General features: G+C 42.6%; 9 protein-coding genes. 5 read left to right on the plus strand and 4 right to left on the minus strand.

Going from position 1 to position 10,738, the window contains the following annotated elements; translation table 11 throughout:
• Nucleotides 1-477: 477 nt before the first annotated feature.
• Complete coding sequence (locus tag MHN09_RS17685; RefSeq protein WP_239241625.1) at nt 478-942, plus strand: RNA-binding protein; 465 nt, start codon at nt 478-480, stop codon at nt 940-942.
• A gap of 78 nt (nt 943-1,020) precedes the next feature.
• On the opposite strand, the gene MHN09_RS17690 is transcribed toward MHN09_RS17685, so the two are convergent.
• Nucleotides 1,021-2,334 (minus strand): DUF5610 domain-containing protein, encoded by a 1,314-nt coding sequence (locus tag MHN09_RS17690; RefSeq protein ID WP_239241626.1) that lies wholly within the window; start codon nt 2,332-2,334, stop codon nt 1,021-1,023.
• 175 nt (nt 2,335-2,509) lie between these two features.
• On the opposite strand from MHN09_RS17690, the gene trmA reads away from it, so the two are divergent.
• Complete coding sequence (gene trmA, locus MHN09_RS17695; protein WP_081099447.1) at nt 2,510-3,607, plus strand: tRNA (uridine(54)-C5)-methyltransferase TrmA; 1,098 nt, start codon at nt 2,510-2,512, stop codon at nt 3,605-3,607.
• A gap of 120 nt (nt 3,608-3,727) precedes the next feature.
• On the opposite strand, the gene fabR is transcribed toward trmA, so the two are convergent.
• Entirely contained in the window at nt 3,728-4,324 is a 597-nt protein-coding gene (gene fabR, locus MHN09_RS17700; protein WP_076011080.1) for an HTH-type transcriptional repressor FabR, read from the minus strand.
• Between the two features lie 341 nt (nt 4,325-4,665).
• On the opposite strand from fabR, the gene MHN09_RS17705 reads away from it, so the two are divergent.
• Both MHN09_RS17705 and sthA read left to right on the plus strand, forming a co-directional pair.
• Complete coding sequence (locus MHN09_RS17705; RefSeq protein ID WP_014950711.1) at nt 4,666-5,793, plus strand: fatty acid desaturase; 1,128 nt, start codon at nt 4,666-4,668, stop codon at nt 5,791-5,793.
• Between the two features lie 179 nt (nt 5,794-5,972).
• On the plus strand, nt 5,973-7,394 hold the full coding sequence (gene sthA, locus MHN09_RS17710) for a Si-specific NAD(P)(+) transhydrogenase (RefSeq protein ID WP_014950712.1): 1,422 nt from the start codon (nt 5,973-5,975) through the stop codon (nt 7,392-7,394).
• A 56-nt stretch (nt 7,395-7,450) separates the two neighbouring features.
• Here sthA and MHN09_RS17715 read toward each other — a convergent pair whose 3' ends face one another.
• The gene (locus MHN09_RS17715) at nt 7,451-7,756 is read right to left on the minus strand and encodes a hypothetical protein (protein ID WP_014950713.1); all 306 of its coding nucleotides are present in this window, start codon (nt 7,754-7,756) and stop codon (nt 7,451-7,453) included.
• A 114-nt stretch (nt 7,757-7,870) separates the two neighbouring features.
• Here MHN09_RS17715 and MHN09_RS17720 point away from each other — a divergent pair, with 114 nt between their 5' ends.
• Entirely contained in the window at nt 7,871-8,449 is a 579-nt protein-coding gene (locus MHN09_RS17720) for a uracil-DNA glycosylase family protein (RefSeq protein WP_239241627.1), read from the plus strand.
• Here MHN09_RS17720 and MHN09_RS17725 read toward each other — a convergent pair.
• Complete coding sequence (locus MHN09_RS17725; protein ID WP_168534063.1) at nt 8,446-10,671, minus strand: EAL domain-containing protein; 2,226 nt, start codon at nt 10,669-10,671, stop codon at nt 8,446-8,448. The genes MHN09_RS17720 and MHN09_RS17725 overlap by 4 nt on opposite strands.
• Between the last annotated feature and the right edge of the window lie 67 nt (nt 10,672-10,738).

The following is a 10,738-nucleotide window of genomic DNA, read 5'->3' on the forward strand; positions in this document are numbered from 1 at the left end:
ATTAAATATATCGAAATATGAATCGTCGTTGTGACACTCTTAACGAGTGCCCACACAGATTGTCTTGTCTAAATTTTTAAAGAACATTCACTAGAAGCCGTTACTTCTTAGTGACTCACCCTGCTCGAGTGAGGTGCGCATTTTACATCGTTTGTTTTCGATGTCAACCATGTTTTTAAACTTTTTATTTGTTTGAAAACTTGGTTTCGCACTTGTTGCTGAGTTGGCTTTGTTTTTCTCGAAGCCCCCTCAGAACGTGGAGCGCATTATAGATACCTCTTGTGAAAGATCAACACTTAAATTGGATTTTTTTGCTTTTTAAGCCACTTTTGGTGTTAACCGCTCATTTCTGCATCATTTCTAGCGACTCAATCCATCTTTAGACTAGTTTTTTCACATTTTATTGTTCAATTTGTTACAAATGAGTAAACTATATACAGCCTCCAACACCATAATAAACAATAGAAAGGTAGGTATATGAAAGTAGGCTTTATTCGATGCGCTGTTATTAGCGCTATTTTTGCAATTGCAGGTTACTTGTTATTTTCTTCTGCTAGTTTAAACGTCCATGTTCCACTGACCGTCTCAGCAGCTCTGCTGATCAGCGGTATCGTTACTCCTTGGCTAGCGTCTCTTATTCAAAGTCCATCTTCCTCAGATGCCAGAGCACATTCTAATGACGGATCAGTAGAAACTTTATATGTGGGTAATTTGCCTTATAGAGCAAACGAGAACGCTGTAAAGGAATACTTCAGTAGCTTTATTGAAGTACAGTCGGTTCGCTTAATGAAGGATCGTAAAACTGGAAAAAGAAAAGGATACGGTTTTATCGAGGTTGTAACAGACGACCTAAACAGTGTTATCGATAAAACCAACGACTCAATCTTCCAGGAACGAACGCTAAAAGTTCGCCCTGCAAAGGACAAAGTCGAACACGCGTAATTCTACGTACGGTTTAAAGGCTATAAAAAAAGCCCGGCTAGCTTTCGCTACCGGGCTTTTATATTAGTAAATAAATAGTTATTCACTTGTCTCAGCAGATTGAGGAAGTCCATTAAGTAACGTTTGATTGAAAGCATGAAACCTATTTATAGCAGATACAAGATCTGGCACTTGCACGTCTTTCATCTCATTAATCAACCCACCTATTAAGGTATTATAGTCTTCGTTACTTCCTAACGTACTTTCGGCATTAGCAAAAGTATCCATCATCTTTTCTAGATATTGCGCTATAGGGCTAACCACATTCCCAAACTTCGAATTATCGCTTTTGTCTTCATTGTAATGTTGGATGTTCTCATACGTCTTTAGCACTTCGGTCTGTGTTGTTCTATTTAACTGTAACGCGTAGCCAACTAACTCTTTATCGTCAAAGCCTAAACTTAACGCTTCTTCAAATGCTTTGTCGATGTCACCACTGTAAAAGGTGTCGGCGAGATCCTGAACTTGACCAACCAAATCAGCTATCGACTCTAACTCATCTTCATCAAGCTCGCCTTTCAATGAAAAGCTAATACCGCTTCGCTCATAGTATTGGTACGAAGTTTGTTGTTGGTATGACGCTGAAAAATTGTTATCGCCTTGCTCGTCACTACCGCCTGATTGCTCCTGAGATGCCTGTGCTTGGAAATTAAGTTGTTGAGACGCTTGGAACGAGCGAAGACTCTCAAAACTAAAACTCACTTCGTCGCCATCTTTAGTTCGAATCAGCAAGCTTCCGCTTTTCTCATCCGATGCAGCTACCGCGTTTAAGGACGAAAGCGTTACAGCGTTCGGCTGCTGTCGACCAAATATGTCAGTTTCCAGATCGTTTATTCCTGTATCGATGAGATCGCGGCTTTTTGTCATCCCTTGCTCAATCTCTTCATTCATAAAACCAGCGAGGTCTTTTTCAGCCATAGCGAATCCACGGCTTACGCCTTCTCTCGCTTGGCTAAATAAGTCATTAAGCTTTTCTTCGCTGGCACCACCGTTTGCCGCACCTCTAATGACGCCACCTACGAACTTAAGTACGTTTCTGGCAACTTTTTCAAAGTCGAACAAACTGTTCGACTTATCTTCAATGGTTTTCTCTTTGGCTTCTTGTGGCTTTTGGCCATCTATGACCAACGCTTGGTTAAGGCTGCTACTCACCACACGTAAGCCGATGCTAGTTTGGCTACTGGAAACAGATACTGATGCCGCTTGTTGTTTAGAAAACTCAGCCGCTTGCTGCAATCCGTCTTGTTGTAACTGCTTTTTCAACATTTCGTTCGGGTGAACTGATGCCTTTTGATCTGCTTTTTGATCGACCTTCTGGTCGCCCATAAAAGCCTTAATTTGACCCACGTTCATAATTTGATCCTCACTATCCTCAATCTTATTATCGGCAAAGAATCAGTATTGTTTAATTTTAATACAGCTTTTTTACTAGTTCGTTCCTAATAATAATGCAGAAGTAGATAGAGCTTGTTGCAGTTATTTTATAAGGGACTACAATTCGCGACCTCAATATTGAATGGAGAATTTTATGACCGCGACCGAACAACAACGCTATCAAGCTCAGTTGGACGAAAAAGTAGAACGTCTTACTGCGTTACTTTCTCCGTTCAATGCGCCTGACTTAACCGTATTTCCATCGCAACCAACGCACTACCGTATGCGCGCCGAATTTAGAGTATGGCATGAAGGCGATGATTTGTTTCACATCATGTTCAACCAGGAAACAAAAGAAAAGTACCGCGTAGATAGCTTTCCTCCTGCTTGTAAAGCAATAAACGATGCTATGGCGCTGTTGCTTGAAGAAGTAAGACCAAATGAAGTGCTAAGAAAGAAGCTTTTTCAAATCGATTATCTTTCTGCACTATCTGGCGAGCTTGTCATCAGCCTTTTATACCATCGTCAACTAGATGAGAAGTGGCAAGAGGCTGCAAAAGAATTAAAGGCGAAACTCGAGGCTCACTTTCCGAAAGTAAACATCATCGGCCGTGCGAGAAAACAAAAGCTTATTATCGACAACGATTTTGTTATTGAGCGCTTACCCGTTAATGGCAAAGAATTCATATTTAAGCATATCGAAAATAGCTTCACTCAGCCCAATGCCGAAGTGAACTGTAGCATGATTGAATGGGCACTAGATTGCGTAAAGCCGCTCTCTGGCGATTTACTGGAGATGTATTGCGGTGCAGGTAACTTCTCACTGCCGCTAGCGCTTCACTTCGATAATGTTGTGGGGACCGAAATAGCCAAGCCCTCTGTACAAGCTGCGCAGTTTAATATTGAACAAAATCAGCTTAATAATGTGAAGATCGTAAGACTCGCCGCTGAAGAATTCACTCAGGCTATGAAAGGTGAACGTACGTTTAGTCGCTTAGAAGGCATTGATCTAAGTACATATAATTTCACAACTGTATTGGTCGATCCACCAAGAGCTGGGTTGGATGAAGACTCGCTTAGAATGATTCAGGATTACGATAATATCGTGTATATCTCGTGTAACCCTGAAACGTTGGCGCAAAATCTTGAGCTTTTAAGTGAAACTCACGACGTTGCTCAATCGGCATTATTCGATCAATTCCCGTTTACTCATCACATTGAGGCTGGCGTTTTACTTACACGCAAAAGCTAGTTTTGGTAAAAATTGACAAGGCCTTTGGAGTCACAAAGGCCTATGAAGACATATTAGAATAAGGTGGCTTTGATTAGAGCAAACGATGTGGACTTAAAAGGCCAATCGCCACTAATTCAATTATACGCTTTTTTGCGTTGCACCTACTTGAACGAAGCGAAGCTGTGCTTTCACTCTCTCACCAATTTCGCGGCGAAGCTTATCATCAGCTTCTAGTGCTTCAGCACCTGCACTGAATACGAGCCTAACCATAGCATCAGCTTGAAGCTGCGCGCATGAGTATTCTACGCCCTGCTGTTCAATAATGTAGTCGGTCAACTCGTCGATGAAGTGTTGAATCTCTCTAAATACTGCCAACCGATAAGCCGACGACGTACCAGTATGCTCGCGTAATAATAAACGAAATACGTTTGTATTTGCCGCAATAAATTCCATGAAGGTTTCAACAGAAGTATGTATTACGCCACCTCCAGAGGCTATACGCCGCCTTGCCTGACGCATAAGCTGCCGCAATGCTAAACCGGCTTCATCCACCAGCGTTAAACCTAATTCGTCCATATCTTTGAAGTGTCGATAAAAAGACGTAGGTGCTATACCTGCCTCTCGGGCAACTTCACGCAAGCTGATTGCAGATAAGCTGCGGTTTTCATCGAGCAAAGAAAACGCAGCATGAATGATATTTTGGCGGGTTTTTAATTTCTGTTCTTGTCGACTCACATTCGCACCATAGGTTGATTAGCTCTAAACGGCTTGATGATTTTTAGCGCTTAGGGTTGAAGCCCTTACGTCATCTGTATAGCCATTAACGCAATCAAACTTCGTACATCAAAGACTAGCATGTGTAGTTTATCGCAACACACACCAGTGGGGAAAGAGAAACAGAATCATCTCTTTTATAAACAAGCATTAAGCGGAAAAAGCCACAATTAACGAGCGCTTCAGCGTAGCTTTACTATAATTAAACTTTACACATGTAAGCAGAACTAATCTGGGTTTTGCTTGCCTGAAGCCTCGTAAAACGATAAATTAGCGAACAGTTGTAAGCCAAGTTGTATAAAATGAAAAAACCTCCTCTTATCCTTACTAATGTGCTGGTATTTATTATATCTGGCGCAATTGCGTTTATTGGTGTGCCGCTATGGGTGGCGTATCAAGGCATCGATTGGGCAGAAATCGGTGCGGCTATATTCCTATTTTACTTTACCGGTATGTCTATAACTGCCGGCTACCACCGCTTATGGTCGCATAAAACTTACGACGCCAATGTGGTTGTTCGTGTGATCCTTGCGATTGGTGGCGCTATGGCGCTGCAAAATAGTATTTTGCACTGGTCGTCAGATCATCGCGTTCATCATCGTCATGTTGATGATAACGACAAAGACCCCTACTCTGCCAAGAAAGGGCTTTGGTTTGCGCATATCGGCTGGATGTTGCGTGAGTATCAGGCCAAACGTTACGATGACTACAGTAACTGTAAAGATCTTCAAAAAGATAAAGTGGTGATGTGGCAGCATAACTACTATTTGCCCATCGTGCTGGCGGCTAACTTTGGTATCACAGGTCTTCTGGGCTATTTAAATGGTGACGTATTAGGCATGATCTTGGTAGCCGGTGTACTTCGCCTGGTGCTAGTGCATCACGTAACCTTCTTTATCAATTCTCTTGCTCATTTTTGGGGTAGCCAGCCTTACACCGATAAGAACACAGCACGAGATAACGGTATTCTTGCGTTTTTTACCTTTGGTGAAGGTTATCACAATTACCATCACATCTTTGAGTACGACTATCGTAATGGCATTCGCTGGTATCAGTTTGATCCTACAAAATGGCTTATTAAGGGATTATCACTGGTAGGACTGACATCCAACCTTCGCAAAGTGCCAGAAGAGCGCATCGAGAAAGCGTTAGCAGCAATGCAGCTGCAAAGAGCAAGTGAAAAAGTATCGCTACTGCCTAATGCTGAAGAAATGATGCATACCATTCAAGAAGAATACGACTTGTTAATGCAGCGCATGAGTGAATACTACGCCACGAAAAAACGTGTTATGCGCGTTAAACAACGCACCCTAAAGCGCAGTATCGAAGGGCTTGAGCTTGCATACAAGTACAAAGAGCTGAAACACGCATTTGCTGTACAGAAAGAGAAATGGACACAGTTACATAGTTTGTCATTGCAAATGGCGTAAATTAACGCCCTCTTTTATACGTTTGAACGCTAAAAACCACATAAGTGTCTGCTTATGTGGTTTTTTTTTATTCTATAGTTGGATAAGGTCGTTATACTAAAACCAGAATCATTCATTTTGTATTACGGCTAACCTAGTGGTGACATCGCATTACAAAAGTAACAACATGGGAAAGTAAGATGGCAACGAAGCAAAAAACCAAAGCCCCGTCGTATCATTACGACGCTATCGTTATTGGCACAGGTCCTGGTGGAGAAGGCGTTGCAATGCAGCTTGCCAAAGCCGGAAAAAAAGTGGCGGTTGTTGAGCGCTACGAGGCAGTGGGAGGGGGTTGTACCCATTGGGGAACCATTCCATCGAAAGCGCTTCGTCACTCAGTAAGTCGTCTTATTGAATATAACTCTTCTCCCTTGTTTGCCGACAACCACTTAAGTAAGAGTCTTACGTTTTCTGACATCATGCGCCATGCTAGCGGTGTGGTAAAAAGCCAAACTCGACTTCGCTCTTCTTTCTACGACAGAAATCGTGTGACGCTATTTCACGGCGAAGCCAGTTTCGTAGATGCGCATACGTTAGAGATAACCCGTAAAGATGGCTCTAAAGATACTGTCACTGCAGGCCAAATTGCTATTGCCACAGGGTCGCGTCCTTATTGTCCTAAAGACATCGACTTTAATCACCCGCGTATTTATAACTCAGACACTATCCTATCTTTAGATCACGATCCCAAATCAATAATTATCTATGGCGCTGGGGTCATTGGCTCTGAATATGCCAGTATTTTCAGAGGACTAGGCGTAAAAGTTGACCTCGTTAACATGCGCGATCGCTTACTGTCATTTCTTGATGACGAGATATCAGACGCACTCAGTTATCACCTGTGGAACAATGGCGTACTCATCCGGCACAATGAGGCCTATTCTTCGGTTGAAGCTACCGATGACTCGGTTATTTTAAACTTAGAGTCGGGCAAGCGTATGCGCGCAGATTGTCTCTTGTTTGCTAACGGAAGAACGGGTAATACAGATACACTTAAACTCGAGAATATTGGTTTAAAAGCCGATGGCAGAGGCCAACTCAAGGTTAATGAAAATTATCAAACTGACGTAGACAATGTATTTGCAGTCGGCGATGTCATTGGCTATCCAAGTTTAGCATCTGCGGCTTATAACCAAGGTCGCTTTGCCGCTGAAGCTATGCTTGGCATAAAAACACATTCGGCATTGGTAGAAGATATTCCGTCAGGCATATACACCATCCCGGAAATAAGTTCTGTTGGTAAAACAGAGCAAGAGCTTACTGCAGCAAAAGTGCCTTATGAAGTGGGAAGAGCTCAGTTCAAACATTTGGCCAGAGCCCAAATCGCGTCAACGCAGACAGGAAGTCTGAAAATCTTGTTTCATCGCGAAACTAAAGAAATCTTGGGCATTCATTGTTTCGGTGAACGTGCCTCCGAGATTGTTCACATCGGCCAAGCGATCATGCAGCAAAAGGGCGAAGGCAATACCATAGATTACTTCGTTAACACTACGTTTAACTATCCAACCATGGCAGAAGCTTATCGAGTTGCTGCTATTAATGGACTTAATAGAATTTTCTAACGGACACAAAAAAGCCGGCGAGATTGTCGCCGGCTTAATATGCGTTAACTAAGAAATTAGTTACGGTTCGCAGCAAGCGCGTTAAGCGAATCTTTATGTGCTACGATGTCGATGTGCATATTTTCTTGATCGAACGTCATTGTTGCAATGGCGTAGTCACCCTGACTATCGCTTGCAATGTCGATCAACTTTGCTTGTGCATCACGGAAACGAATGTTATTGCCGATTTTGTCAGACATACATTGGTTATTCATTTCGAATGTTTTCGCATCCATGCAATCGAAAAGCTGGTTATCACCAGATTCCGCATGCGCAATACCAAAGGCCGCTGATAGAGCTAGGGTTAGTACTACTTTACGCATGTTTCTTCTCCTGTGTTACAGTCTACTACTGTCACTATTAAACATACTGTATATACATAAGATAGTCAAACTGAGATCATAGTTTTGTGACAAAAGTATGACAAAGAGAAATATTTGGAGAAAAATGTGAAAGGCCACGATGCACTGGTGGTTAAAGCGAGAAATTGTAGACTGTGTGCCCCTCACCTACCGCATCAACCCAACCCCATATTTAGCACTGCACCATCAACTAAAGTGCTTATTATTGGGCAAGCACCGGGGTTGAAAGCTCATGAACGCAACATTGCGTTTGATGATCCCAGCGGAGATCGGTTACGCGATTGGTTGTCTGTCTCGAGGGAGACCTTTTATAACCCTAGCTTAATTTCGGTGCTACCAATGGGCTTCTGCTTTCCAGGTTATAAAAATGGAGCCGATGCCCCGCCAAGAAAAGAATGTGCTCCCGCTTGGCATAATGACTTTCTTCTTTATTTAAAACCTGAAGTAACGCTTTACGTGGGACGTTACTCGCAACAGTATTATTTACCGCAACACAAAACGTTAACTGAAGCTGTACGCAGTCCGACTGAAACACATTTCGTACTGCCCCACCCGTCAGGAAGAAACAACAGGTGGCTCGCTAAAAACTCTTGGTTTGAATTAGATATCCTTCCCAAGTTGCGAGACACTGTCAAATCTGTATTAAAAGTTTAGTCGTGCTCTTCAAGAAACGCTAAAAGCGCATCGAACGGCATAGGCTTCGCGTACAAGTAGCCCTGTGCTTCGTCACATCCAAGCTTTATCATGTAACTCGCCTGCTCTCTTTTTTCTACGCCTTCGGCAATAGTCAATAAGCCTAGCTTGTTCCCCAAAGTCACAATTGTCTCAGCAAGCACTGCGCTTGCACCCGGTTTAATGTCTTTGACAAAAGAACGATCGACCTTCAATCGATCTAACGGAAGCTGCTGTAGATAACTCATGGAGGAAAAGCCTGTTCCAAAGTCATCAATGGCTATTTTCACCCCAAATTCTTTTAACGAACGCAATGCATCTATTACAATTTGCGGCTCATCCATCACCACGCTTTCTGTTATTTCTAGCTCTAACAGGCTTGGGTCGCAGTTGGCGTTAGATAGTGCCTGCTTAACTTTTTCTACAAATAACCTGTCGCGGAACTGCGGAATAGAGATGTTAACGGCAACTCTTAGATGGCCGTAGCCTTTTTCTTTCAATTCCTGAAGACGACGGCATGACTCTTCTAGCACCCATTCACCGATATCAACGATAAGACCTGAATACTCAGCAAGTGGTACAAACACGGCGGGAGAAATGTATCCCCCTTCACCATTGGGCCAGCGTAGTAAGCCTTCCATGCCAACAACTTTTTCATTCAGTAAGCCCACTTGCGGCTGAAACCACAGCTCCAGCTTTCTTGCTGCAAAGTCACTTCGGAGTTGGCGAATCATATCTAGGCGCCAAGTCGTCTGATCTTCAATATCTTTGGCGTAATATTCGAAGTTATCTGTTAGATTTTTCTTAGCACGGTTTAACGCAATATTCGTGCGCTTTAAAATCTCAATGCCGATGTGGCGTTTATTGTCTAACTTGCACAATCCAAGTGTTATATTCACCGGAAGGGTGTGATCACCTACCTGAAATGAAGACTGGAAAATGTTGTTAATGGACTTGGGGCATACCAGATCGTCAGGACCAATAAGACCAAATACATCAGCACCTATGCGGCCTTTTTTCACTATGCTATCGAAAGAAGATTGAAAGCGATCGCTAATAGCTCGCAACAATTCGTTGCCGACTTCTTGCCCTAAACCATCATTTATATCGGAAAAGTGATTTACGTCGATAAGAGCTACGCTATAGTTTTCTCCGGCAAACAAATGAGGTTTATCGAGCATATTGATAAACTCATTGCGGTTTGGCAGACGGGTTAACCAGTCTCTGAACGCCGCATTTCTTAATTCATGGAAAAGATTAACGTTTTCGTATCCCACTGAAATACTGGATAGAAAAACCTCAAGTAAGTGCTTGTCTAGCTCACTAATCTCGTGGGTTTGTCGAACAAATACGGCAGCTTCAAAACCAGCGCGGCTGATATACAGCACAGAGCAACTGGGCTCAAAAATGTGCTTTTTAAGACGTAGGCACCGACTAATGTTTTCTTCAATTTCAAGGTTTTTAAGCGTGAACACAGGCTGGTTTATAAATTTCGCATACTCACCCGCAGCGCCAAGCACGTAAACCTCTTCGTCCTCTCGGTCTAGCAAAGAACCCGCTCTTGCGCACAATAAACCTTCGGAATCTAAACCAATAAGCGAACTAATCTGAGTAACTACACCTTCGCAAAACTCTTTCACCGAATGTTCTTCAAACAAGTTCGCTGAAGAGGTGATTATTTTCTCTAAACCAGCACGGCTTTGACTAATCGTTACAATTTGCTGATAAGAGCGTAGTGAGGAAATGATAGTAGTCAGTAATTTGGCGCGAGTAAGTTCTGTTTTGGTTTTGTAGTCATTGATATCGTAAACTTTAATGACTTGCTCTTCAGGCGCGTAGCCGGGCTGGCCCGTACGTAAGATAATTCGAGGTTCAACTAACTTCATGTCTTCGCGGATGTATTTAACAACATCAAAACCCGCGTCATCAGTCTCCATAACGACATCAAGTAAAATTATGGCAATGCTGTTGCCATATTCGTGCAGCATTTCTTTGGCTTGTTTTGCTGAATAAGCGTGGATGAAGTTTAATTTGCGATCGTTTACGATGAGATCAGATAGCGCGAGACGCGTTACGGTGTGAATCTCTTCATCGTCATCGACAATAAGAATGTTCCAGTCTTTGCCCAATAAGGTTTGCTCTTCAACTGAACCATCATCATCTAAAAAAATTAATTCGTCGTTATCGTAATCCATTGCCGACATTACCGCTCATTTCCTCGATACAAACAAAACAAGAATGCGCTACTCATTGTATTAAGGCAACGATTAC

Origin of the sequence: Alteromonas sp. MmMcT2-5, from assembly GCF_022348315.1 — a bacterium.
GTDB classification, from domain to species: domain Bacteria; phylum Pseudomonadota; class Gammaproteobacteria; order Enterobacterales; family Alteromonadaceae; genus Alteromonas; species Alteromonas macleodii.

Excerpts from the sequence above, each read along its gene's own strand:
- MHN09_RS17690 (WP_239241626.1), bottom strand. The coding sequence starts at position 2,334 with ATGAACGTGGGTCAAATTAAGGCTTTTATGGGCGACCAGAAGGTCGAT.
- MHN09_RS17685 (WP_239241625.1), top strand. The coding sequence starts at position 478 with ATGAAAGTAGGCTTTATTCGATGCGCTGTTATTAGCGCTATTTTTGCA.
- trmA (WP_081099447.1), top strand. The coding sequence starts at position 2,510 with ATGACCGCGACCGAACAACAACGCTATCAAGCTCAGTTGGACGAAAAA.
- MHN09_RS17725 (WP_168534063.1), bottom strand. The coding sequence starts at position 10,671 with ATGTCGGCAATGGATTACGATAACGACGAATTAATTTTTTTAGATGAT.
- MHN09_RS17715 (WP_014950713.1), bottom strand. The coding sequence starts at position 7,756 with ATGCGTAAAGTAGTACTAACCCTAGCTCTATCAGCGGCCTTTGGTATT.
- MHN09_RS17705 (WP_014950711.1), top strand. The coding sequence starts at position 4,666 with ATGAAAAAACCTCCTCTTATCCTTACTAATGTGCTGGTATTTATTATA.
- sthA (WP_014950712.1), top strand. The coding sequence starts at position 5,973 with ATGGCAACGAAGCAAAAAACCAAAGCCCCGTCGTATCATTACGACGCT.